Origin of the sequence: Lachnoclostridium sp. An181 (assembly GCF_002160325.1) — a bacterium.
GTDB lineage: Bacteria > Bacillota > Clostridia > Lachnospirales > Lachnospiraceae > An181.
The window spans coordinates 213,866-237,873 of record NZ_NFKJ01000002.1 but is presented as its reverse complement, the minus strand read 5'-3'; the positions used below and the strand labels follow the sequence as shown (position 1 = coordinate 237,873).

Here is a 24,008-nt window from a genome sequence, read left to right as displayed (position 1 = left end):
TTTATTTCCATGAAATTAAGCAATGCTGTTAACCGCTTTTGTCAAACGGGAAACTTTTCTTGCACAAGTGTTTTTGTGGTAAACACCTTTGGAACCAGCTTTGTTGATTTCCGCGATAGCAGCTTTCAAAGCATCCTGCGCAGCAGCTTTATCGTTTGTTGCAACAGCAGTTTCCACTTTCTTTACGTAAGTTTTTACTTTAGATTTGATTGCTTTATTTCTAGCAGTTTTTGTCTCAGTTACTAAAATTCTTTTTTTTGCAGATTTGATATTTGCCAACCTGTCCACCTCCAAATATTCCTTAAAATGATCTTTCGTTTGTCCATCCTCCGCTGAAATCGGACACGGACGTATCAACGGAGCATACTCATTTATTGTAGTTCAGGTGTTTGTGGATGTCAATACATATTTTTCATTTTTTTGCGGACACTACTTGTAAAATGGACATTAAGGAGAGGTTTAGAGTATGTTGGAGAAATATCGTATCCGGACGGACTTGGCGCTCGAGGAAAAAGAACGTTTTGATGACGACAATGTGGAGATCAAGGGGGTTGTCGTGGAGGAGGACTATGACGAAGAAAAAGAGATACGTGTCACTAAGGTACTGATCCAGACGGAAAAGGCCGCGAAGACAATGGGGCGGCCAGTGGGCACATACCTGACGATCGAGGCAGCTCATATGACAGTGCCGGACGATGAGTATCATGCGGAATTATCAAAAGAGATTGCAAAATATTTAAAAGAGATGATGCCAAAGGAGAAGGACGAATATGCAGTCCTCGTGGTTGGACTTGGAAACAGGGAGGTCACTCCGGATGCCTTGGGACCGTATGTGGCAGATCATCTCTCGATTACAAGGCATGTGGTGATGGAGTACGGGAAATATGCCATGGGGGAGGAAAAAATACAATTGACCAGTGCAATCGTACCTGGAGTCATGGCGCAGACAGGTATGGAGACATCGGAGATTGTCAAAGGAATCGTAAATGAGACAAATCCGGACATTGTCATTGCTGTGGATGCCCTGGCAGCCAGGAATTCCAAACGCCTTAACCGGACGATCCAGATTGCAGACACCGGGATTCATCCGGGCTCAGGGGTGGGCAATCACAGGAGCAGTATGACCGAGGAGAGCATTGGTGTCCCGGTCATTGCTATCGGGGTTCCCACCGTGGTGGATGCAGCCACGATCGTGAATGATACGATGGAAAATCTTATCCGTGCCATGGAGACATCTGAGATTTTAAAAGGAGTGGGGGTAGTCCTGCAGGGATACCAGGCTGCGGAGAAATATGAGTTGATCAAGGAGCTCATCTCTCCGCATCTGAATGGAATGTTTGTGACTCCAAAGGACATTGATGAGACTGTGCGCAGGATCAGCAAAACAATCTCGGAAGGATTGAATCTTCTTTTTACGGGAAAGGCATAGATGAAAGAGGAACCTCATATAGTATTTAGAATAGGGCGGCAACTGCGGAAAGTTTCCGGTTAATCTGATATATGAGGTGAGAAGCATGGACAAGGGAAGGAAAGCACTGTGCGCGGCAGCAGCTGTTGCCGGTGCGTATATTATAGTAGGCGGGGGTAAACGAATGCTGGAGGAATGGGATCCTGGATTTTCTCAGAGCCTTTCCCGGCTTGCGGAGCGGACGTATTCGATGAATTTATCTTACACGAATGAAGATAAAAAACTAAGTTTAAATGAATGGGTTGCAGATAAAGCCATGCAGATGTTGCCGCTTGGGAGTTATGTGGAGGGCAAGGCATACTATGAGACAGCGGCGGAGGATGAGGATACGTACAAGAAGATTTTGGAACAGCAGGCAGAGAGCGAAAACGAAGTGGACGAGAATGGAAAGCTCGTGAAGGAAAATAATCAGCCATCCCAGGGGACAAAGACAGAGTCTGCGCCGAAAAGTACGATGGATATGTCCATTGAAAAACTAAGAGATTTCAATTACCTGCTCAAAAACTTCTATACCGTGGACAGTACGACAATGATCGGTCCGGAGCAGTTAAATGCCGATGATCTTCTTGGAAGGAATATGAAAATTGACACAACCACAGAGGGACCGAAAGTTTTGATCTTCCACACCCACTCCCAGGAGACGTTTGTGGACTCGGATGGCACGCCTGCAACGAGTATTGTGGGAATTGGAGAGTATCTGAAAGAACAGTTGGAAGCGAAAGGAATTCCGACTATGCACCACGATGGAATATACGATTTGGTGAATGGAAAACTGGACCGCAGCAGTGCTTACGAGCTGTGTGAGGCAGAGGTAAGGAAGATTTTGGAGGCCAACCCTTCTATCGAGGTTGCCATTGATCTGCACAGGGACGGGGTCAACGAGAACACCCATCTGGTCACTGAAATAAACGGAAAACAGACTGCAAGAATCATGTATTTCAATGGACTTAGCAGGACAAAGGCCAATGGAGATATTCCGTATCTGAAAAATCCGTATATTCAGGATAATCTGGCATTTTCCCTGCAGATGCAGATAGCGTCCGAGACGTATTATCCGGGATTTACAAGGCACATTTATCTGAAAGGATACCGTTATAATCTGCATTTAAAACCAAAGTCTCTGCTGGTGGAGGCAGGCGCCCAGACAAACACGGTGCAGGAGATGAAGAATGCGATGGAAGTGCTCGCGGATACGCTCTACCGGGTGCTGATCGGATAAAATGTATTTGAAATGCAAAAACTTCCATGCTAAAATAGGAAAAGTATATCCGTAATACTAGAGAATAACTGGCGCTTCGGCGCCTTTCTGTATGTATATCATAGATAGCCGGACAGGCATGAAAGAAAAAGAAAGGATAGAATATGGCAAAGAAAAATACATATGATGCGGACAGTATTTCTGTCCTGGAAGGTTTAGAGGCAGTGAGGAAACGCCCGGGTATGTACATTGGAAGCGTGTCCTCAAAGGGACTGAATCATTTGATATATGAGATTGTGGACAATGCGGTGGATGAACACCTGGCAGGCTACTGCAGCAATATCCGGGTGACACTGGAAAAGGACGGATCAGCCACGGTGGAGGACGACGGAAGAGGCGTTCCGGTCGGCATGCATAAAAAAGGAGTTTCCGCGGCAAGACTGGTGTACACGACACTGCACGCAGGAGGAAAATTTGATGACTCTGTTTATAAGACAAGCGGAGGTCTTCACGGAGTCGGCTCCTCGGTCGTCAACGCGCTTTCCGAGTATATGGATGTGGAGATCAGCAGAGACGGGGCTGTGCACCATGACAGGTACGAAAGAGGAATTCCGGTGGTGGAGCTTGAGGAGGGCCTTCTTCCGGTTATCGGGAAAACGAAGAAGACAGGCACAAAGGTGAATTTTCTGCCGGACAAAGATATTTTTGAAAAGATATGGTTTAAAGAAGAAGAGGTAAAAAGCAGGCTGCATGAGACAGCATACCTGAATCCGAATTTGACGATCGTGTTTGAGGATAAAAGGAAGGACACCCCGGAGCAGATCGTGTACCATGAACCGGAGGGGATTCTTGGATTTATCCGGGAGTTGAACAGGAAAAAAGAAACCATCCATGAACCAATCTATTACAAAGGAGAGGCGGACGGCATTGAGGTTGAGGTGGTGTTTCAGTATGTCAATGAATTTCATGAAAATGTGCTGGGGTTCTGCAATAATATTTACAATGCAGAAGGAGGAACCCATCTGACGGGATTTAAGACGACTTTTACAACGGTCATGAACCAGTATGCAAGGGAACTCGGAATATTGAAGGAAAAGGATGCGAACTTTACGGGAGCAGACATTCGAAACGGGATGACTGCGATCGTTTCCATTAAACATCCGGACCCAAGATTTGAGGGACAGACAAAGACAAAGCTGGACAACCCGGATGCATCCAAAGCCACAGGAAAGGTCACCGGAGACGAGGTGGTTCGTTTTTTTGACCGGAATCTTGATACGCTAAAAAAAGTGCTTTCCTGTGCAGAAAAGGCGGCAAAGATCAGAAAGACGGAAGAAAAAGCAAAGACCAATCTTTTGACAAAGCAGAAATATTCCTTTGACAGCAATGGGAAACTGGCGAACTGCGAGAGCAGGGATGCGTCCAAGTGCGAGATTTTTATTGTGGAGGGGGATTCTGCGGGCGGTTCCGCAAAGACAGCAAGAGACAGGATGTATCAGGCGATCCTTCCGATCAGAGGGAAAATCCTCAATGTGGAGAAAGCCAGCATTGACAAAGTATTGGCAAATGCAGAGATCAAGACTATGATCAATGCGTTTGGATGTGGATTTTCCGAAGGATATGGAAACGATTTTGATATCAGCAAGTTGAAATACGATAAGATCATCATCATGGCAGATGCGGATGTGGATGGAGCACATATTTCCACCCTGCTTTTGACGTTGTTTTACCGGTTTATGCCGGAACTGATCTATGAGGGCCATGTGTACATTGCCATGCCCCCTCTTTACAAGGCCATGCCAAAGAAAGGGGAGGAAGAGTATCTCTATGATGACCGGGCCCTGGATGCATACAGGAAACGGCAGAAAGGGGCATTTACTCTGCAAAGATATAAAGGTCTTGGAGAGATGGATGCAGAGCAGTTGTGGGAGACAACTTTGAATCCGAAGACGCGGAAATTAAAGCTTGTGGAGATTGAAGATGCAAGAATGGCATCCAGCGTGACAGAGATGCTGATGGGAAATGAAGTCCCTCCGAGAAAGGCGTTCATTTACGAGAATGCCAATGAGGCGGAGCTGGATATTTAGACAAAGGATATAGATTGCAAAGGCAGGAGGAAAAAACGTGCAGGAATCACAAATAATCCGAACCGAATATTCGGACATTATGAAAAAATCCTATATTGACTATGCGATGAGTGTTATCATCGCAAGGGCGCTGCCGGACGTGCGTGATGGATTAAAACCAGTGCAGCGCCGCACACTTTATGACATGCATGAATTGGGCATCCGCTACGACAAACCTTACCGGAAATGCGCCCGTATCGTGGGGGACACGATGGGTAAATACCATCCGCACGGGGACAGCTCCATCTACGAGGCTTTGGTTGTTATGTCGCAGGACTTTAAGAAAGGGAAAGCGCTGGTGGACGGGCACGGAAACTTTGGCTCTATTGAGGGGGATGGGGCAGCAGCCATGCGATATACAGAAGCAAGGCTTGCAAGATTCACTCAGGAGATGTTTCTGGCAGACCTTGACAAGGATATCGTAGATTTTGTTCCGAACTTTGATGAGACAGAAAAAGAGCCTTCCGTCCTGCCGGTGAAGGTTCCAAACCTTTTGCTCAACGGGGCGGAGGGCATTGCCGTGGGTATGGCCACGAGCATTCCGCCGCACAATCTTGGGGAGATCATTGACGCTGTGAAAGCTTACATGAAAAATCCCGATATCACGACAAAACAGTTGATGAAGTACATCAAAGGGCCGGATTTTCCAACAGGCGGTATTGTCATCAATAAGGACGAGCTTTTATCTATATATGAGAGCGGTACAGGAAAGATCAAGCTGCGCGGAAAGGTGGAAGTGGAGGAGGCAAAAGGCGGAAAAAAACGTCTTGTCATCTCCGAAATCCCATACACCATGATAGGGGCTGGTATTGGCAAGTTTTTAAACGATGTGGCCGCTCTGGTGGAGACAAAAAAGACAAATGATATCGTGGATATTTCCAATCAGTCATCCAAAGAAGGAATCCGCATTGTGCTGGAGCTGAAAAAAGATACGGATGTGGAAAATCTGAAAAACATGCTCTATAAAAAGACAAGACTGGAGGACACTTTTGGGGTGAATATGCTGGCTGTGGCAGACGGCCGTCCTGAGACACTGGGATTGAAATCCGTCATTGAGCACCATGTGGATTTTCAGTTTGAGCTTGCCACGAGAAAGTACCAAACCTTGCTTTCTAAGGAGCGGGAGAAAAAAGAAGTGCAGGAAGGGCTTATTAAGGCTTGTGATGTCATTGATCTGATCATTGAGATTTTGAGGGGCAGTAGGAACATCAAGGACGTGAAAGCCTGTCTTACCGAAGGGAAGACAGAGAACATCAAATTTAAAAGCAAAGTATCCGAGAAGATGGCAAAGCTTTTAAAATTTACAGAGCGGCAGGCAGACGCGATTCTGGAGATGCGCTTGTACAAGCTTATTGGCTTGGAGGTTGAGGCCTTGATGCAGGAGCATGAAAAGACGCTCGCAAATATTGAAAGATACGAGGATATCCTGAATAATTATGAGTCCATGTCTTCCGTGATCGTAGAGGAGATGGATGCCTGCAAAAAAGCGTATGCTACAAAGAGAAGGACTGTCATCGAAAATGCAGAGGAAGCAGTTTTTGAGGAGAAAAAGATAGAAGAGCAGAATGTTGTATTTTTGATGGATCGTTTCGGGTATGCAAAGACTGTGGATGAGGCTACGTATGAGAGAAACAAAGAGGCAGCAATGGCGGAGAATAAGTATATCCTGAAGTGCAAAAACACAGGAAAACTTTGTATTTTTACAAAAGAGGGCAGGATGCATCAGATCAAAGTGATGGATGTGCCGTTTGGAAAATTCAGGGATAAGGCCCAGCCGATCGACAATGTGAGCAACTTTGACAGCAGCTGTGAGGAAATGATCCTTCTGATCAGCGAAGAGGAGCTGGCTGCATGCAGCCTTCTTTTTGTCACAGCCCAGGGAATGATAAAGACTGTGGATGGGCAGGAATTTCTTGTGTCCAAACGTAGCATTGCGTCGACAAAACTGCAGGATGGAGATTTTCTGGCAAGCGTCCAGAAAATCGAAGAAGGTGCTCAGATTGTGCTCCAGACAGTAAATGGATATTTTCTTCGGTTTGTGGGAGAAGAAGCTGCAAGGAAAAAGAAGGCAGCCATTGGTGTCCGGGGAATCCGTCTCCAGAAAAAGGATGAGGTGGAGAATGTTTATCTTTTAAGAGAAGGGGAAGATAAAAAAGCATTTTATAAGGAAAAAGAGGTCTCCTTAAACCGTCTGAAACTTGCAAAAAGAGATGGTCAGGGCACGAAGACAAGGATTTAGGTCTAGTGCTGTATAAGGCACTAAAAAGAAAATCAGAAAATACCTTGCTTTCTTATATTATGTGTGTTATGATGATACCAGTTGCAAAGAGGAATTGACAGAAGAGTGGACGAAAGTTCACTCTTCTTTTTCGCAGAAAATCAGAAAGGAAGTTTGTTGGTTTGGCAAAAAAAGAAATTTATGAACAGAAGACAGAAGAACTCCTGATGCCCATTATCCTTCAGCACGGATTTGAATTGGTTGACGTGGAGTATGTAAAAGAAGGGGGCAACTGGTATTTAAGAGCCTACATTGATAAGCCGGGCGGCATTGCTGTGGATGACTGCGAAGTGGTCAGCAGAGCACTGTCAGACCTTTTGGACGAAAAAGACTTTATTGAAGACAGTTATATTCTGGAAGTGAGCTCACCAGGACTTGGAAGACCGTTAAAAAAGGAAAAAGATTTTACAAGAAACCTTGGAAAAGAGGTGGAGGTACGAACATACCGCGCCATTGACAGACAAAAAGAGTTCACCGGAGTATTAAAAGATTTTGATAAACATACTGTCACCATAGAATTTGAGGACGGACAGACAAAGGTATTTGAGAAAAGCGAAATTGCCCTCATAAGGCTGGCGTTTGATTTTTAAAGAAACAAGGAGGAGAAACAATGAATACAGAATTACTGCAGGCTTTGAATATTCTGGAAGAAGAAAAGGATATCAGTAAGGAAACACTTTTGGATGCAATTGAAAATTCTTTGATCAATGCATGCAAAAACCACTTTGGAAGATCAGACAATATAAAAGTGATCATGGACAGGGAGACATGTGATTATTCTTTGATTCAGGAGAAGACCGTTGTAGAGGAAGTCGAGGACGATATCATGGAGATCAGCCTGGAAGATGCAAAGAAACTGGATGCAAAATATGAGCTTGGAGATATCGTACAGATTCCTGTGGAATCTAAATCCTTTGGGCGAATTGCTACACAGAACGCAAAGAACCTGATTCTTCAGAAGATCCGTGAGGAAGAAAGAAAAGTGGTATATGATCAGTATTTTGAGAAGGAAAAAGACATCGTCACCGGTATCGTTCAGCGTTATGTTGGCAAAAATGTAAGCATCGACCTGGGAAAGGCGGACGCTATGCTGACAGAGAACGAACAGGTCAAAGGAGAAGTGTTCAAGCCGACGGAGCGCATCAAACTCTATGTGGTAGAAGTGAAAAATACGACAAAGGGGCCAAAGATTTTAGTGTCCCGCACACACCCGGAACTTGTGAAAAGATTGTTTGAGTCCGAAGTGACAGAGGTGAAGGACGGAATCGTGGAGATCAAGAGCATTGCAAGAGAGGCAGGATCGCGTACTAAGATTGCTGTCTGGTCCAATGATCCGGATGTGGATCCGGTTGGTGCATGTGTAGGGATGAACGGAGCCAGAGTCAATGCAATTGTGGAGGAGCTTAGAGGCGAAAAGATTGATATTATCAACTGGAGCGAAAACCCGGCTATTCTCATTGAAAATGCACTTTCCCCTGCAAAAGTCATCTCCGTTATGGCGGACCCGGACGAAAAGACGGCAAGTGTGATCGTGCCGGATTATCAGCTCTCCCTTGCGATCGGAAAAGAGGGACAGAATGCAAGGCTGGCGGCAAGATTGACAGGATACAAGATCGATATCAAGAACGAGACGCAGGCGATCGAGGCAGGAGAGCTGCCGGAAGACTATGCGAATATGAGTACAGAGATGGATGAGTACGATGAGTCAGAAGAATAAAAAGATTCCGCTCAGACGATGCGTCGGATGCGGAGAGATGAAAAATAAAAAAGAGATGATCCGTATCGTGCGGACAGAAGAAAATGAATTTGCTCTGGATGTGACAGGCAAGAAAAACGGGAGAGGAGCATATATATGTTGCTCCCGGGAGTGTCTTATGAAGGCAGTGAAGTCAAAAGGCCTGGAGCGTTCTTTCAAACAGTCCATACCAAAAGAAGTGTATGGAGTTCTGGAAAAGGAGATGGAGGCCATCGATGAACAGTAAAAAAGCATTATCGCTGATCAGTCTTGCGACAAAGGCCGGGAGGATTGCCAGCGGAGAGTTCTGTACAGAAAAAGAGGTAAAGTCATATAAGGCCCATCTTGTCATTGTGGCAGAGGATGCATCAGACAATACCAAAAAGAAGTTTCGGAACATGTGTGAGTTTTATGAGGTTCCGATGGTTGTTTTTGGCGATAAGGATACACTTGGGCATGCGATGGGAAAAGAATTCCGCGCATCGCTTGCAGTGACGGATGAGGGATTTGCAAAAGGAATCCGGAAACATTTGGAAACGGAAGAGAATACAGTTGCGTAGAGGAGGCAGTGAATAGATGACAAAATTACGAGTACATGAATTGGCAAAAGAGCTGAATAAAACAAATAAAGAAATACTCGACATTCTCAAGGGAAAGAATATAGAGGTAAAAAGTCATATGAGTTCTCTTGAGGACAGTGAGGTGGAGGCAGTGAAAAAAGCTGTGTCCGAAGGTGAAAAAGGAGCATCAGGAGCCCCAAAAAAGAAAAATATCGTTCAGGTATTCCGCCCGCAAAACGCGCGTGATGGCGGCAGAGGCGGACGCCAGGGAGGACAAAGACAGGCAGGAAACGGACCGAGAAACAATGCAAGAGATGGACAGAAAAACGGACCGAAAGACGGACAGCGGAATTTTGACAGAAACAGAGCGGACGGGGAGAGAAGAAACAATAACCGGGACGGTCAGAGAAACGGACAAAAGGACGGACAGCGGAATTTTGACAGAAACAGAGCGGACGGGGAAAACAGAGACAATAAGCGGGGCGGCCGCTTTGGTAACAACGATGGCAGGAGAGAAGGAAGAAGAGACGGCGGAAGAAGAAATGAGATGCCGGCCATCCCGGCACCTGCAGTCACAGAACAAAAACCGACAAGGCAAAAAGGCAAGGATAATTACAGCAATAAAAAGAAAGACTACAATAGAGATGACGAGCGCGAAGAGCGCATGCCGAAACTGAACAAAAAGCAAAAACCAGCCCCTGCACCTGCAAAACCGCAGCCAAAAGAAGAAAAACAGGAAGAACAGGTAAAACTGATCACCATTCCGGAGAGACTGACCATTCAGGAACTGGCCGACAAGATGAAGATTGCTCCGTCAGCGATCGTGAAGAAACTGTTCCTTCAGGGCAAAGTGGTGACAGTAAATCAGGAAGTGGATTTTGATACAGCTGAAGAAATCGCCATGGAATTTGAATGTCTGGTAGAAAAAGAAGAGGTAGTGGATGTCATCGAAGAGCTTCTCAAAGAGGAAGAAGAGGATGAAAAGAAGATGAAAAAACGTCCTCCGGTTGTCTGCGTCATGGGGCATGTAGACCACGGAAAAACGTCCCTTCTGGATGCGATACGTCATACCAATATCACGGACAAAGAAGCCGGCGGAATCACCCAGCATATCGGTGCGTCTGTTGTGACTGTAAACGGAGAGAAGATCACGTTCCTTGATACCCCTGGACATGAGGCGTTCACTGCTATGCGTATGCGCGGGGCAAACTCTACCGATATTGCGATCCTCGTGGTTGCGGCTGACGACGGGGTGATGCCGCAGACTGTGGAGGCGATCAATCATGCAAAGGCAGCAGGGATTGAAATTGTTGTGGCTGTAAACAAGATTGATAAGCCAAGTGCCAATATTGAGCGAGTTAAACAGGAATTGACAGAGTATGAGCTCATTCCGGAAGACTGGGGAGGCAGCACGATCTTTGTTCCGGTGTCTGCGCACACAGGAGAAGGAATTCCTGAGCTGATGGAGATGCTCCTTCTGACAGCTGAGATGCTGGAGCTCAAGGCAAATCCAAACAGACGCGCAAGAGGACTTATCATAGAGGCTGAGCTTGACAAAGGAAAAGGTCCGGTTGCGACTGTGCTGGTACAAAAAGGAACACTGCGTGTGGGTGACCCGGTTGCTGCTGGTTCTGCACACGGAAAGGTAAGGGCCATGATGGACGACAAGGGAAGGCGGGTCAAAGAGGCAGGACCTTCCATGCCGGTAGAAATCCTTGGACTCAACGATGTTCCAAACGCAGGAGAAGTGTTTGTGGGATGCAAAAATGAGAAAGAGGCGAGAAGTTTTGCGGAGACGTTTATTTCCCAGGACCGCGTGAAGATGCTCGATGAAACCAAGTCCAGAATGTCCCTGGATGATCTGTTTAACCAGATTCAGGCCGGAAATGTCAAAGAGCTTGGCATTATCGTAAAGGCGGATGTACAAGGGTCCGTGGAGGCTGTGAAACAAAGTCTTCTGAAACTTTCCAACGATGAAGTGGTTATCAAGATCATTCATGGAGGAGTAGGAGCAATCAACGAATCCGATGTGATCTTGGCGTCCGCATCCAATGCGATCATCATTGGATTTAACGTGCGCCCGGATGCAGCCGCAAAGGACACTGCAGACCGGGAAGGCGTTGACATGCGTCTGTACCGCGTCATTTATAATGCGATCGAGGATGTGCAGGCAGCTATGAAAGGAATGCTGGACCCTGTATTTGAAGAAAAGGTATTGGGACACGCGGAAGTGCGCCAGACATTCAAGGCATCCGGAGTGGGAACGATCGCAGGTTCTTACGTACTGGACGGTGTAGTGGAAAGAGACTGTTCATGCAGGATTGTCAGAGACGGAATCGTGATCTTCGACGGAAAGCTTGCATCCTTAAAACGATTCAAGGATGATGTAAAAGAAGTAAAAGCAGGATATGAGTGCGGATTTGTATTTGAAAAATTCAATGACGTGAAAGAAGGAGACCAGGTAGAATCCTACAAAATGGTCGAGATACCACGATAAGACTGCTTTGCGGTAGAAAAGGAGTGGTGAAATGAGAAAGAACAGCATTAAGAATACAAGAGTCAATCAGGAAGTATTAAGAGAGTTGAGCCAGATTTTCAGGGATGGGATCAAAGACCCAAGGGTTGCGCCGATGACTTCTGTCGTGGCTGTGGAGGTTGCTCCGGATCTGAAAACATGTAAAGCTTATATCAGTGTATATGGCGACAAAAAGGCACAGGAGGACACTATTTTGGGACTTCAGAGCGCGGAAGGTTTTATAAGAAGGGAGCTGGCCCATCGCCTTAACATGCGCAATACACCCCAAATCCGGTTTGTGCTTGATCAGTCCATTGAATATGGAGTTGAGATGTCAAAGAAAATCGATGCAGTGACGAGAGATTTAAAAGAGGATGTGGAATAAATGTTATTGAGAGCATTGGAACAGGCGAACACAATTGCAATTGGCGGACACGTGAAACCGGACGGCGACTGTACCGGCTCCGTGACAGGTTTATACCAGTATATCAAAGAAAACTATCCGGAGAAAAAGACAGATATGTACCTGGAAGAAGTACCTGATTCCTTTCGTTTCATCCCTTCTACTGAAGAGATAAAACACGAAGTTTTGGAAGAGAAGAGCTATGATCTGTTTATTACTCTGGACTGTGGGGACAAAAAAAGACTTGGATTTTCCGCTGTGCTTTTTGACAAAGCAAAAAATACGCTGTGCATTGATCATCATATCAGCAATCAGGCCTTTGCCGGGGAAAACTACATTGAGCCGGAAGCAAGTTCCACCTCTGAGCTTGTGTACCGCCTTCTGGATAAAGATAAAATTTCAAAGACAACGGCAGAAAGCCTCTATCTTGGAATTGTGCATGATACCGGAGTGTTCCAGTACTCCTGCACATCTCCGGAAACGATGGAGGCTGCGGCCCAGCTTATGAGAAAAGGAATCGATTCAGAGAAGATCATCCAGAAGACGTTTTTTGAGAAGACATATGCACAACAGCAGATTCTGGGCAATGCCCTTTTGGAGAGCATAAGGTTTATGGATAAACAGTGTATTGTGACCACGATCACGAGAAAGCAGATGCGTTTCTTCGGTGTGACCACAAAAGATCTGGAAGGGATTGTAAGCCAGATGCGGAACACGAAAGGTGTGGAGGTTGCCATCCTTCTTTATGAGACGGATGCACAGGAATTCAAGGTGAGTCTTCGCTCTACAGACAAGGTCGATGTCAGCAAAGTGGCAGCATACTATGGCGGAGGCGGCCACAAGAAAGCCGCAGGTGTGACCATGGCAGGCAGCAGACACGATGTGATCAACAATCTTGCTGTACAGATTGCACTGCAGCTGGATAAAGAATAGGAAGTACATTTTATGATACATGGAGTGATAAACGTATACAAAGAAAAGGGTTTTACCTCCCACGATGTGGTGGCAAAACTTCGGGGGATCACAAAACAGAAAAAAATCGGACACACGGGCACATTGGATCCGGATGCATGCGGTGTACTGCCGGTATGCCTGGGAAAGGCCACAAAATTGTGTGATATGCTGACGGACAAAGACAAGGTGTACGAGACCGTACTCCTCCTTGGAAAAGAGACGGACACCCAGGATGTGGGAGGAACAGTGCTGGAAGAAAGGGATACATCCTCTTTGAAGGAAGAGGATGTGCGCTCATGTATTGATTCCTTTGTCGGGGAGTATGAGCAGGTGCCGCCCATGTACTCTGCCTTAAAGGTTAATGGGAAAAAATTGTATGAACTGGCAAGAGAAGGGAAGAGCGTGGAGCGCAAAGCGCGCAGTGTAGTGATCTACGACTTGCAGATCCTTGCCATAGAACTCCCCAGAGTGCGCATGAGAGTGCATTGTTCAAAAGGAACTTACATCCGCACGCTGTGTCATGATATCGGCGAAAAGCTTGGATGCAAAGGATGTATGGAGGAACTTCTGCGCACAAAGGTAGAGCGGTTTACAATGGAAGACAGCCATACGCTTGCAAACATAGAAACAGCATTTCAAGAGGGAAGTCTGGAACAGTGGGTTGTACCGATTGATGAGATGTTTGTGCAATTTCAAAAAATCTCCGTGAATCCTCGTTTTCAAAAGTTATTGTATAATGGGAATCATCTTCCAAAAGCAGCAGCGGGTGAAACTGTTTCCTGCGCGGACGAAGAAAAAGTCAGGGCTTATGATAGTGAAGGAAGATTTGCCGGGATTTATGAATATCATGTTTCAGACAAGATGTTCCATATCGTCAAAATGTTTTTAGATTTGTCGAATACGTAGGGCTATGATACAAAGGGGAAGACGTAATGAAATATATTCGGGGAATCGACTCTTATGAAGGCACGCAAAGTTCCGCGGTCACGCTGGGAAAGTTTGACGGACTTCACTTGGGTCATCAAAAACTGATCGAAAAAATCAAAAACTATGGAAAATGGGATGACTTGCTTTCTGTTGTTGTCGCATTTGACATGTCTATGATGCGAAACAGGGATGGAAATATACATCGGACGCTTATTACTAACGAGGAGAGAAAGGTAATCTTGGATGGACAGATCGACTGCCTCATCGATTGCCCATTTACTGATGATATTCTGCATATGGAAGCGGAAACATTTATCAGGGATATTCTTGTCGGTAAACTGAAGGCTGCAAGAATCGTGGTGGGTATGGATTTCCATTTTGGATATCGAAAAAGAGGCGATTTTTACATGCTGCAAAAATATGCCAAAACTTATGGATATGAAGTTGAGGGCGTACAAAAGGAATGTAAAAATGGCAGGGAGATCAGCAGCACTTATATAAAAGAAGAACTTTCTCGCGGAAACATGGAACTTGTCCGGGAACTTTTGGGACGGCCGTTTGCGCTTGGCGGCACTGTGGAGCCCGGGGCAAAACTTGGAAGAGAACTGGATATGCGCACTATGAACATACGTCCTTTACCAAAGAAAATCCTGCCGCCAAACGGTGTCTACGCCGTAAACTGTTACGTGGATGGAAAGACATATCGGGGGATCGCAAATCTTGGGACAAAACCCACTGTCAAAAAAGAAGGTTCCATTCTTTTGGAAACACACCTGTTTTCATTTGAAAAAGAGATGTACGGAAAAGAGATAGAAGTGAAACTTTTGCATTTTGCGCGCCCTGAGCAGAAATTTGCGTCTGTAGAAGAATTAAAGAAAGTCATGCAGGCGGATGTGGCGGCAGCAGAAACGTATTTTAATAAAACCGGAAATGCTTGACAATACTTGGAGTGTCGTGATACACTAACCAAGGTGATTTTAGCCGGTATCCGGTAATCGGAAGACTCCGACCATTACTTAATACCAGGCGGTCATATGACAGAGAGTACGCTCCGCGGACTTCCTGTTGTTATTAACAAAATTTTAGGAGGATATTAAAATGATAGCAAAAGAAAAGAAACAGGCAATCATTGCTGAATACGGAAGAAGTGAAGGTGACACAGGTTCACCGGAAGTACAGGTTGCTATCCTGACAGCAAGAATCAACGAATTAACAGAGCATTTCAAAGCAAATCCAAAGGATCATCATTCCAGAAGAGGTCTTTTGAAGATGGTAGGTCAAAGAAGAGGTCTTCTTGCATATTTGAAGAAAGTAGATATTGAAAGATACCGTTCTTTGATTGAGCGCTTAGGACTTAGAAAATAATTCGAAAGAGAGCATGGGGCGGTGAGGACACCGCCCTTTTTTCCTGAAAAGACTTTGCAAGGTCAGGGAAGATGAAAAGAGAGAGGCCGAAGGAACACCGAGACCACTGAAAAGGATATTTGGGTAAATATCTTTTTCAGTAGTTTCGGTAATAACGGCCGGGAAGGAGAATTTATGTTTAAAAAGTTTGAGATGGAACTGGCTGGAAGAACTCTGCGCGTAGATATCGGCAGAGTGGCGGCGCAGGCAAATGGAGCTGCTTTTATGCACTATGGAGATACGGTTGTACTGTCCACAGCGACAGCATCCGACAAACCAAGGGAGGGAATCGATTTCTTCCCGCTGAGCGTGGAGTATGAAGAAAAACTGTACGCAGTTGGAAAAATTCCTGGAGGATTCAATAAAAGAGAAGGAAAGGCAAGCGAGCATGCGATTTTGACATCCCGCGTGATCGACAGACCTATGCGCCCGCTTTTCCCAAAAGATTACAGAAATGATGTAACGATCAACAACATGGTAATGTCCGTGGATCCGGAATGCAATCCGGAGGTTGTTGCAATGCTTGGTTCTTCTATTGCGACATGTATTTCAGATATCCCGTTTGACGGCCCATGTGCGGCAACTCAGGTGGGAATGATCGATGGAGAATTTATCATCAACCCAACCCTGGCTCAAAAGGACGTATCTGATTTACAGCTTACCGTTGCATCTACAAAAGAAAAAGTGATCATGATCGAGGCAGGAGCAAACGAGATTCCTGAGCAGACAATGATCGATGCCATTTTTAAGGCACATGAAGTGAATCAGGAACTGATTGCGTTCATAGAAAAAATTGTGGCAGAAGTTGGAAAAGAAAAACATTCCTACGAAAGTTGTGCAATTCCGGAAGAACTTTTTGCTGCGATCAAAGAGATCGTGACACCAGAAGAGATGGAAGAGGCAGTGTTCACAGATGAAAAGCAGGTGCGCGAAGAGAATATCCGTGAGATTACAGAAAAACTGGAAGAGGCATTTGCCGACAATGAAGAATGGTTTCCACTCATCGGAGAGGCTTTGTATCAGTATCAGAAAAAGACAGTCCGCAAGATGATCTTGAAAGACCATAAGCGTCCGGACGGACGTGCGATCACACAGATCCGTCCTCTGGCAGCGGAAGTGGACTTGATCCCAAGAGTACACGGTTCTGCTATGTTTACAAGAGGACAGACACAGATTTGTAATGTGTGCACACTGGCTCCTCTGTCCGAAGCGCAGAGACTGGATGGTCTTGACGAGACAGAGACGAGCAAAAGATATATGCACCACTATAATTTCCCGTCTTACTCTGTAGGTGAGACAAAACCATCCAGAGGACCGGGACGCCGTGAGATCGGACATGGAGCTTTGGCAGAGAGGGCGCTGGTGCCGGTTCTTCCGTCAGAGGATGAATTTCCGTACGCAATCCGTACCGTATCCGAGACTTTTGAGTCCAATGGTTCCACATCCCAGGCAAGTATCTGTGCATCCAGTATGTCATTGATGGCTGCCGGTGTTCCGATCAAATCTGCAGTTGCAGGTATTTCCTGCGGACTTGTGACAGGTGAGACGGATGATGACTATCTTGTATTGACTGATATTCAGGGGCTGGAAGATTTCTTTGGAGATATGGACTTTAAGGTTGCAGGTACACACAAAGGTATTACTGCCATTCAGATGGATATCAAAATCCACGGATTGACAAGACAGATCATTGAAGAGGCAATTGCAAGAACAAGAGAAGCAAGATTTTATATTTTAGATGAAGTGATGGCTAAGACTATTGACAAGCCAAGAGCAGAAGTGGGACCATATGCACCAAAGATTCGTCAGATGCGCATCGATCCTGCAAAGATCGGCGATGTGGTAGGTCAAAGAGGAAAAACGATCAATGCCATCATTGAGCAGACTGGAGTGAAGATTGACATTACGGACGATGGAGCCGTATCTATCTGCGGAGTGGATTCCGATGCGATGGAACGGGCGATGAAAATGGTTTCCATCATCACGACAGATTTTGAGGCGGGACAGGTGCTGGAAGGAACAGTCGTAAGCATCAAAGAATTTGGAGCTTTCGTAGAGTTTGCACCTGGAAAAGAAGGAATGGTACACATTTCCAAAATCAGTAAAGAAAGAATCAAACGGGTAGAAGATGTGCTGACACTCGGTGACAAAGTAAAAGTTGTCTGCCTTGGAAAGGATAAGATGGGCAGAATGAGTTTCAGCATAAAAGATGTGGCGCAAGAATAGAAAATAGACTGATACGAGAAAAGGTGTATATCTTATAAAGATTGCACCTTTTTTAATCTCAAAGGCATAAGAATTGCGAAAGAGAAAAGGATTGAAAAAATATGCAAAAAGATAACAGAAAAGAAACAAACAAGAAAAAAGAAGGAATCCAACATTGGATGAAGGTATCTGCTTTTCTGTTGGTATACGATATCCTGATCATGAATCTTTCATATGGATTTACGTTATACTTAAGATTTGATATGCATTTTGGGGCAATTCCGGCCACATATATGCACACGTGGGCAGAGTACATCCCCATCCATACAGTTTGTACGGTCCTTCTGCTGTATTTCTTCCGACTGTATCGAAGTATGTGGAGATTTGCAAGCTTCGATGAGCTGGAAAGGACAACAGCGGTAAGTCTGGTCTCCGGCATTTTGCATGTGATCGGCACCTGTCTTTTCTTTGAGAGAATGCCGGTGAGCTATTATTTTTACGGCTGGCTTTTGATGTATGTGGGGATTACGGCAATCCGTTTTTCCTACCGGTTTATTCGGGCATTCCGGGGAAGAGAATATTTTAAAGGGCTGTCCGTTTCTGAAGAAAATATCATGATCGTGGGAGCGGGGGAGTCCGGCAGGGAGATTTTAAGAGAGTACCGAAAGTCCGACAAACTAAAAGGAAATGTGAAGTGTTTCATTGATGATAATGAAAACAAGCGAAACCGTATACTGGAAGGAGTGCCTATTCTTGGAAACCGGTACGACATTCCTCACATTGTAAAAGAACAGGAGATCAATAAGATCATCATCGCTATTCCTTCCGCCACTAAAGAAGAGCGGAAGGCAATCGTGAATGTTTGCAAAGAGACTGCCTGTAAGGTTTTGATCCTTCCAGGTATGTACCAGCTGGCAAAAGGGGAGGTCAGCGTCAGCGCGCTTCGCCCGGTATCTGTGGAAGAATTGCTTGGAAGAGATTCCATTAAGATGGATGTACAGGAAGTTTCTGATTATATCAGAGGGAAAATCGTACTTGTGACAGGCGGGGGAGGCAGTATCGGCAGCGAACTGTGCCGCCAGATCGCAAGATATCAGGCCAAAACACTCATTATTTTTGACATTTATGAAAATAATGCATATGAGATCGAGCAGGAACTCAAAAGAAGACATGCTGAAGTAGAGGTCATCGCCATCATTGGTTCCGTGAGAGATATCGGATGTCTGGAGCGTATTTTTACATTGTATAAACCAGAGATTGTATTTCACGCGGCAGCCCATAAACACGTTCCATTGATGGAGACAAGCCCGAACGAGGCGATCAAAAACAATGTTTTTGGAACATTCAATACAGCAAGGCTTGCAAAAGAAAACCATGTAGAGAAGTTTGTCCTCATTTCCACGGACAAGGCAGTGAATCCGACAAACATTATGGGGGCATCAAAACGGCTGTGCGAGATGGTCGTACAGACAATGGCTAGAAAATCCGACTACACAAAATTTGCGATGGTGCGTTTCGGAAATGTACTTGGCAGCAACGGCAGTGTCATCCCTCTTTTTAAAAAGCAGATAGAAGAAGGAGGACCGGTAACGGTCACGCATCCGGACATTATCCGGTATTTTATGACCATTCCAGAGGCAGTCTCCCTTGTGCTGACGGCTGGATCCTATGCAAAAGGCGGGGAAATCTTTATCCTCGATATGGGGGAACCAGTAAAGATCGCAGAACTTGCCAAAAATCTGATCAAGCTTTCCGGACTTCGCCTTGGAGAGGACATTGAAATTGAATATACAGGACTTCGTCCAGGGGAAAAGCTTTACGAGGAGCTGTTGATGGAGGAAGAAGGGCTGAAGAAGACTCCAAACAATCTGATTTTTATCGGAAAACCGATTGAATTTGATGATAATAAATTTTTGTTAGAGCTGGCAGAACTGAAATCTGCCTGCTACCATGAAGTGGATAATATCAGGGAAAAAGTCCAGGCACTTGTGCCGACGTATCATCCGAAAAAGACAGAAAACACAATCTAAAAGAGAAAATAACTTGTGCTTTTATGCGACATATGCTAAGATGAGCAATAGAATGTGCAGAAAAGGAGAAAGATATGAACAGAGAACTACTGGAAAGCCGGGAAGAAACTGAAATTGACTTATTAGAATTGGTACATGCGATATGGAGTAAAATCTGGCTGGTTATTATCGTTGGGATCATCGGTGTCCTGATAGCGGGAGGATACACAAAATATGCTGTGACGCCGCAGTATTCTGCGACATCCACCATTTATATCTTTGGAAATTCAACAAGCATCAGCTCCATTGCCAATATGGATCTGACGAATCAGCTGTCCGCGGATTTTCAGATCTTAGCGCAGAGCAGGGCGGTGCTGGAAAAAACATTGAATGAGCTGAATCTGGACATGAGTTACGGTGAGCTTGCCTCTTCTGTATCCGTGTCAAACCCGGCGGACACACATTTCTTGAAACTGACAGTGACGAACCCGGATCCGGATGTGGCGATGGAAATATCCAACAAACTTGCTGAAGTGGCGGCTGACCGCGTAGCGGAGGTCATGAACACAGACCGTCCGAATCTGATGGAAAAGGCAGTGTCTCCGGTTGCACCGTCCAGCCCGAATCTTATGAAAAATGCATTTCTGGGCGGTGTCGTAGGGGCAGTGCTCGTGATTTTATTGGTTATCATCCAGGTATTGATGAATGATAAGATTTCTACAGCGGAGGATGTACAGAAATATCTTGGACTCAATGTCCTGGCATCTTTACCGCTGGAAAAGAAAAAGAAAGTGCGTGAAAGTTGATGAAAAAAAGCAGGATAAAGACAGTTGGGATCTTATTGGTGATCCTGGTGCTGGTTGTTTTTGCATACATTCTTTTGCACGGGGATAAGGAGAAAAAACCTGTGCTCAGCGGCGAATTGGATACACAGGATCAGTATATTACATATAACGGAAAACAATATGAGACTAATGCAGAGATTAAAACGGTTTTGTTTTTGGGAGTGGACAAAGAGGAAAAGGCAGAGCTTTCGCAGACTCCGGGGGAAAACGGACAGTCCGACAGCATCAATCTTCTGGTCTTAAACACGAAAGAAAAAACAGGACAGATTCTGCAGATATCCAGGGATTCCATGGTTGATGTCGATATCTATGATTTTAACGGACAACACATCACCACGGAGAAAGGACAGATCACTTTGCAGTATGCTTACGGCGACGGAAAAGAGAAAAGCTGCCGCCTGACTGCGGAAAAAGTATCAGAGCTTTTGTTTGGAGTTCACGTTCAGGATTATCTTTCTTTGACATTGGAAGGCATTACTGCAGCTACGGATGCGGTTGGGGGAGTCACCTTGACAGTGCCAAAGGATTATACAAAGATCGATCCTTCGTTTGAGGAGGGCGCCACTGTAACTTTGGACGGGGCAAAAGCGGAAAAATATGTGCGCTCCAGAGATCAGGAGTCATTGGAAGGGAACAACGAGCGTATGGAGAGACAGGCGCAGTTTATGCAGGCGCTCATCAGACAGATGCAGTCCGTGGAGAGCGGAGACTATCAGTCTATATACCGGCAGCTGGAGCCATACATGGTGACGAACATGAGTGCAAAAGAACTGGAGGATCTTTCAGATTATAAGATAACGGATGACATCACAGTCCTGCCTGGAAATGTACAGTTAAAAGACGGACATGCGCAGTATCTGGTGGATGATGAGAAGACAAAAGAATTAGTTATAAAATGGTTTTACAAAGAAGTGTAGCTGTGATATAATCAAAAATATGGTAAGAAATATAGATTGTTATCATGATTAGGAGGAATCAATTATGAGGATGAAGATATGGAAAACAGTCAGTGCAGTTGCTCTTGCAGTCACATGCATCGGTATGACGGCATTTGCAAGACCGATTCCGAGCAGTGTGGCAACAACGCCGGTAAACAATACATTGGTATCAGCGGCAGATAAAAACGGAAAGGACATCAAGTCACTGATCATTGTGGAGACACCGATTCCGGAACAGTATCAGGACGTTGTGGATAACATAAAGACTACAGATGGATTTGAAAAGGTAAAGGCAGATCTAAATCTGAAAGATATCACAGGGGCGTCCAGAGACAGTGACCTTATTGTATTGGATGTAAAAGAATCTAGAACGATCGGGCAGGTAGAATTTCCTGTGACACTCACATTTTCCGCAAAAGGTGTTGTGGAGGACACAAAAGGAACGATTCTGCACTATGATGGAAATGCATGGGAAGTAATTGACACTACAATTGGAGAGGGAACGATGAAAGGTACATTTGACTCTCTGTCTCCGGTTGCATTCGTGGTTGACAAGACAACCTTAAAATCCGGCACAAGCGTGGGAACGGAATCTCCAAAGACAGGCGTGTCTGTTCCGGTAATGGGAATGGCTGTAGGACTTGGAGCGATCGTGATTGCCACTGGTTTGAAGAAAAAAGAATACAATCGATAATTTTTAAACAGCAGGTGGTAGTGAAGGGCAGGAGTGAGAACTTCTGCCCTTGTTTATAAAAGAAACGTGGTGAGAAGATGAAGGAAAAAAAGAGAGTTAGACTGATCGTGATTGCTGTGCTGCTTGTGATAGCAGCAGTTTGTATGCTGGCTGCGGCCAACTATTTTCGTAATGAGCTAAAGGCAAAAGAGGCTGAAGACAAAGCAAAACAAAAAGTAGAACAGGTGGAAGTGGACATTACCAAGGAGGAGAAAGAAGAAAAGCCGGCACCTGAGATCCCGATAGACTTTGCATCACTGCAGCAGACAAATCCGGAGGTATATGCGTGGATCAATGTGCCGGGAACAAGAATCGATTATCCGATTCTGCAGACAGAGGATGACGAATATTATCTGAATCATACATGGGAAAAACAGGAGGCGGTTGCCGGTTCCATTTATACGCAGAAATACAACAGCAAGGATTTTTCAGACTATAATACTGTGATATACGGACATGAGATGCGTGATGGAACAATGTTTAAAGACCTGCACCGTTATCTGGAAGATGGATTTATGGAGCAGAATCAGGATGTTACCATATATACGCCGGAACATATCTACAAATATAAAATATTCTCTGCAGTCATCTATGATGACAGACATCTGTTGTATGCCTATGATTTCAATAATGCCGAGGACCGAGCTGCATTCCTTCAGTCTTTGAAGGATTCCAGGGACATGAGAAATGTATATGCGGATAATATTCAGGTGACCCCGGAGGATAAGATAATAACGATGAGTACATGTGTTGGCTCAGAGGAAACACACAGACTGCTCGTAAACGCAGTGCTTGTGGAGACACAATAAAGAATAAGAAGATGACAGGAGATTGACATGAAAAAAATTCAGATTGCTTATGAGAGACCAAGTTACCGCACAAGAGAAGAGCTGAATGAACTTCGCACCAACATTCAGTTCTGTGGCGACGACAAAAAGGTGATTGTGATCACAAGCTGCACACCGGGCGAGGGAAAGACAAAGACAGCGATAAACCTTTCTGTTTCCTTTGCGGAACTGCAGAAAAATGTACTTTTGATAGACGCAGATATGAGAAAGTCCGTAATGCCAAAAAGGCTTGGAATTGACGGGATTGACGAAGGGCTGTCACATTTTCTGTCCGGACAGTGCGCGCTGGCGGACACTGTGATGGCGACAAATATTCCCCGTCTTCACATTTTATTTGGCGGTGTTGTCGTGCCAAATCCTACAGAATTGCTTTCCTCTGAGAGATTTTCGAGTATGCTGGAATCTTTCCGCGAAGTTTATGATTATATTATCATTGACAGTGCCCCATTGGGACTGGTCGTGGATTCTTCTATCATTGCCAAGGATACAGATGGAGCGCTCCTTGTGATTGAGTCTGGAAAAGTAAAATACCGTCTTGTCCAGGAAGTAAAAAGGAAACTGGAAACTGCTGACTGTTCAGTTTTGGGCGTTGTGCTCAACAAGGTGGATCATAAGAAGAACCGCGGGTATTACAGCAAATATTATGGAAAAGAATATGGAAGCAAGAAATACGGCAGCTACTACGGTGATTTGGCGGATAAAGAAAAAGAATAACAAAGGAAAAGGGTGTTGTAGTCTTGCAGCATCCTTTTTATTCTATAGGAAAGTCCTTATGCCTTCCCTATAGAATAGCCCTCCGGGCAGGGCGCACAAGGAGGAGGCCCCCTCATGAATGAGGGTGAGGGGGGGGAAGTGGGCTTAC

Annotated in this window: 22 protein-coding genes; 21 read left to right on the top strand and 1 reads right to left on the bottom strand. The window is 45.1% G+C overall.

The genetic code is table 11. The features are described from left to right. Nucleotides 1–15: 15 nt before the first annotated feature. On the bottom strand, nucleotides 16–279 hold the full coding sequence (gene rpsT, locus B5F18_RS02405) for a 30S ribosomal protein S20 (protein ID WP_087156091.1): 264 nt from the start codon (nucleotides 277–279) through the stop codon (nucleotides 16–18). A 187-nt stretch (nucleotides 280–466) separates the two neighbouring features. Here rpsT and gpr point away from each other — a divergent pair, with 187 nt between their 5' ends. The 21 genes from gpr (at nucleotide 467) to B5F18_RS02300 (ending at nucleotide 23,860) form a co-directional block, all read left to right on the top strand. After that, on the top strand, nucleotides 467–1,429 hold the full coding sequence (gene gpr / locus B5F18_RS02400) for a GPR endopeptidase (RefSeq protein WP_087156057.1): 963 nt from the start codon (nucleotides 467–469) through the stop codon (nucleotides 1,427–1,429). Nucleotides 1,430–1,514: 85 nt separating this feature from the next. Then, entirely contained in the window at nucleotides 1,515–2,687 is a 1,173-nt protein-coding gene (gene spoIIP, locus B5F18_RS02395; RefSeq protein WP_087156056.1) for a stage II sporulation protein P, read from the top strand. A gap of 143 nt (nucleotides 2,688–2,830) precedes the next feature. Further along, complete coding sequence (locus B5F18_RS02390) at nucleotides 2,831–4,753, top strand: DNA gyrase/topoisomerase IV subunit B (RefSeq protein ID WP_087156055.1); 1,923 nt, start codon at nucleotides 2,831–2,833, stop codon at nucleotides 4,751–4,753. 37 nt (nucleotides 4,754–4,790) lie between these two features. Then, the gene (locus tag B5F18_RS02385; protein ID WP_204217055.1) at nucleotides 4,791–7,031 is read left to right on the top strand and encodes a DNA gyrase/topoisomerase IV subunit A; all 2,241 of its coding nucleotides are present in this window, start codon (nucleotides 4,791–4,793) and stop codon (nucleotides 7,029–7,031) included. A gap of 161 nt (nucleotides 7,032–7,192) precedes the next feature. Further along, entirely contained in the window at nucleotides 7,193–7,660 is a 468-nt protein-coding gene (gene rimP / locus B5F18_RS02380; protein WP_087156054.1) for a ribosome maturation factor RimP, read from the top strand. A gap of 20 nt (nucleotides 7,661–7,680) precedes the next feature. Further along, nucleotides 7,681–8,787: a transcription termination factor NusA gene (gene nusA / locus B5F18_RS02375; RefSeq protein WP_087156053.1), complete on the top strand. Its 1,107-nt coding sequence runs from the start codon at nucleotides 7,681–7,683 to the stop codon at nucleotides 8,785–8,787. Then, complete coding sequence (gene rnpM, locus B5F18_RS02370) at nucleotides 8,771–9,052, top strand: RNase P modulator RnpM (RefSeq protein WP_087156052.1); 282 nt, start codon at nucleotides 8,771–8,773, stop codon at nucleotides 9,050–9,052. The genes nusA and rnpM overlap by 17 nt, the downstream gene beginning before the upstream one ends. Next, complete coding sequence (locus B5F18_RS02365) at nucleotides 9,042–9,365, top strand: L7Ae/L30e/S12e/Gadd45 family ribosomal protein (RefSeq protein ID WP_087156051.1); 324 nt, start codon at nucleotides 9,042–9,044, stop codon at nucleotides 9,363–9,365. The genes rnpM and B5F18_RS02365 overlap by 11 nt, the downstream gene beginning before the upstream one ends. Before the next feature lie 16 nt (nucleotides 9,366–9,381). Continuing rightward, nucleotides 9,382–11,862, top strand: a complete 2,481-nt coding sequence (infB, locus tag B5F18_RS02360; RefSeq protein WP_087156050.1) for a translation initiation factor IF-2 — start codon at nucleotides 9,382–9,384, stop codon at nucleotides 11,860–11,862. A gap of 31 nt (nucleotides 11,863–11,893) precedes the next feature. Further along, nucleotides 11,894–12,265 carry a 30S ribosome-binding factor RbfA gene (gene rbfA, locus B5F18_RS02355; RefSeq protein WP_087156049.1) on the top strand — a complete coding sequence of 124 codons (372 nt, stop codon included), beginning with the start codon at nucleotides 11,894–11,896 and terminating at the stop codon, nucleotides 12,263–12,265. Continuing rightward, nucleotides 12,266–13,216, top strand: coding sequence for a DHH family phosphoesterase (locus B5F18_RS02350; RefSeq protein WP_087156048.1), 951 nt, complete (start codon nucleotides 12,266–12,268; stop codon nucleotides 13,214–13,216). 12 nt (nucleotides 13,217–13,228) lie between these two features. Further along, entirely contained in the window at nucleotides 13,229–14,143 is a 915-nt protein-coding gene (gene truB / locus B5F18_RS02345) for a tRNA pseudouridine(55) synthase TruB (protein ID WP_087156047.1), read from the top strand. Nucleotides 14,144–14,169: 26 nt separating this feature from the next. After that, nucleotides 14,170–15,102, top strand: coding sequence for a bifunctional riboflavin kinase/FAD synthetase (locus B5F18_RS02340; protein ID WP_087156046.1), 933 nt, complete (start codon nucleotides 14,170–14,172; stop codon nucleotides 15,100–15,102). A 160-nt stretch (nucleotides 15,103–15,262) separates the two neighbouring features. Then, nucleotides 15,263–15,529, top strand: coding sequence for a 30S ribosomal protein S15 (rpsO, locus tag B5F18_RS02335; RefSeq protein ID WP_087156045.1), 267 nt, complete (start codon nucleotides 15,263–15,265; stop codon nucleotides 15,527–15,529). A 174-nt stretch (nucleotides 15,530–15,703) separates the two neighbouring features. Then, the gene (locus B5F18_RS02330) at nucleotides 15,704–17,794 is read left to right on the top strand and encodes a polyribonucleotide nucleotidyltransferase (RefSeq protein ID WP_087156044.1); all 2,091 of its coding nucleotides are present in this window, start codon (nucleotides 15,704–15,706) and stop codon (nucleotides 17,792–17,794) included. 101 nt (nucleotides 17,795–17,895) lie between these two features. Continuing rightward, a complete protein-coding gene (locus B5F18_RS02325) occupies nucleotides 17,896–19,803 on the top strand; it encodes a polysaccharide biosynthesis protein (protein ID WP_087156043.1) in 1,908 nt (635 codons plus the stop codon). A gap of 74 nt (nucleotides 19,804–19,877) precedes the next feature. Beyond that, nucleotides 19,878–20,588, top strand: a complete 711-nt coding sequence (locus B5F18_RS02320) for a YveK family protein (RefSeq protein ID WP_087156042.1) — start codon at nucleotides 19,878–19,880, stop codon at nucleotides 20,586–20,588. Further along, nucleotides 20,588–21,544 (top strand): LCP family protein, encoded by a 957-nt coding sequence (locus B5F18_RS02315; RefSeq protein ID WP_087156041.1) that lies wholly within the window; start codon nucleotides 20,588–20,590, stop codon nucleotides 21,542–21,544. Before B5F18_RS02320 ends, B5F18_RS02315 begins: the two co-directional genes overlap by 1 nt. 64 nt (nucleotides 21,545–21,608) lie before the next feature. Beyond that, the gene (locus B5F18_RS02310; protein ID WP_087156040.1) at nucleotides 21,609–22,259 is read left to right on the top strand and encodes a hypothetical protein; all 651 of its coding nucleotides are present in this window, start codon (nucleotides 21,609–21,611) and stop codon (nucleotides 22,257–22,259) included. A gap of 77 nt (nucleotides 22,260–22,336) precedes the next feature. Continuing rightward, entirely contained in the window at nucleotides 22,337–23,107 is a 771-nt protein-coding gene (gene srtB, locus B5F18_RS02305; protein WP_087156039.1) for a class B sortase, read from the top strand. 27 nt (nucleotides 23,108–23,134) lie between these two features. Then, the gene (locus B5F18_RS02300; protein ID WP_087156038.1) at nucleotides 23,135–23,860 is read left to right on the top strand and encodes a CpsD/CapB family tyrosine-protein kinase; all 726 of its coding nucleotides are present in this window, start codon (nucleotides 23,135–23,137) and stop codon (nucleotides 23,858–23,860) included. Nucleotides 23,861–24,008 lie beyond the last annotated feature (148 nt).

Bases quoted from the DNA above. Each gene is read 5' to 3' on its own strand.
- gpr (WP_087156057.1), top strand. From the start codon at position 467: ATGTTGGAGAAATATCGTATCCGGACGGACTTGGCGCTCGAGGAAAAA.
- spoIIP (WP_087156056.1), top strand. From the start codon at position 1,515: ATGGACAAGGGAAGGAAAGCACTGTGCGCGGCAGCAGCTGTTGCCGGT.
- B5F18_RS02390 (WP_087156055.1), top strand. From the start codon at position 2,831: ATGGCAAAGAAAAATACATATGATGCGGACAGTATTTCTGTCCTGGAA.
- nusA (WP_087156053.1), top strand. From the start codon at position 7,681: ATGAATACAGAATTACTGCAGGCTTTGAATATTCTGGAAGAAGAAAAG.
- rnpM (WP_087156052.1), top strand. From the start codon at position 8,771: ATGAGTCAGAAGAATAAAAAGATTCCGCTCAGACGATGCGTCGGATGC.
- B5F18_RS02365 (WP_087156051.1), top strand. From the start codon at position 9,042: ATGAACAGTAAAAAAGCATTATCGCTGATCAGTCTTGCGACAAAGGCC.
- infB (WP_087156050.1), top strand. From the start codon at position 9,382: ATGACAAAATTACGAGTACATGAATTGGCAAAAGAGCTGAATAAAACA.
- rbfA (WP_087156049.1), top strand. From the start codon at position 11,894: ATGAGAAAGAACAGCATTAAGAATACAAGAGTCAATCAGGAAGTATTA.
- B5F18_RS02350 (WP_087156048.1), top strand. From the start codon at position 12,266: ATGTTATTGAGAGCATTGGAACAGGCGAACACAATTGCAATTGGCGGA.
- truB (WP_087156047.1), top strand. From the start codon at position 13,229: ATGATACATGGAGTGATAAACGTATACAAAGAAAAGGGTTTTACCTCC.
- B5F18_RS02340 (WP_087156046.1), top strand. From the start codon at position 14,170: ATGAAATATATTCGGGGAATCGACTCTTATGAAGGCACGCAAAGTTCC.
- rpsO (WP_087156045.1), top strand. From the start codon at position 15,263: ATGATAGCAAAAGAAAAGAAACAGGCAATCATTGCTGAATACGGAAGA.
- B5F18_RS02330 (WP_087156044.1), top strand. From the start codon at position 15,704: ATGTTTAAAAAGTTTGAGATGGAACTGGCTGGAAGAACTCTGCGCGTA.
- B5F18_RS02325 (WP_087156043.1), top strand. From the start codon at position 17,896: ATGCAAAAAGATAACAGAAAAGAAACAAACAAGAAAAAAGAAGGAATC.
- B5F18_RS02320 (WP_087156042.1), top strand. From the start codon at position 19,878: ATGAACAGAGAACTACTGGAAAGCCGGGAAGAAACTGAAATTGACTTA.
- B5F18_RS02315 (WP_087156041.1), top strand. From the start codon at position 20,588: ATGAAAAAAAGCAGGATAAAGACAGTTGGGATCTTATTGGTGATCCTG.
- B5F18_RS02310 (WP_087156040.1), top strand. From the start codon at position 21,609: ATGAGGATGAAGATATGGAAAACAGTCAGTGCAGTTGCTCTTGCAGTC.
- srtB (WP_087156039.1), top strand. From the start codon at position 22,337: ATGAAGGAAAAAAAGAGAGTTAGACTGATCGTGATTGCTGTGCTGCTT.
- B5F18_RS02300 (WP_087156038.1), top strand. From the start codon at position 23,135: ATGAAAAAAATTCAGATTGCTTATGAGAGACCAAGTTACCGCACAAGA.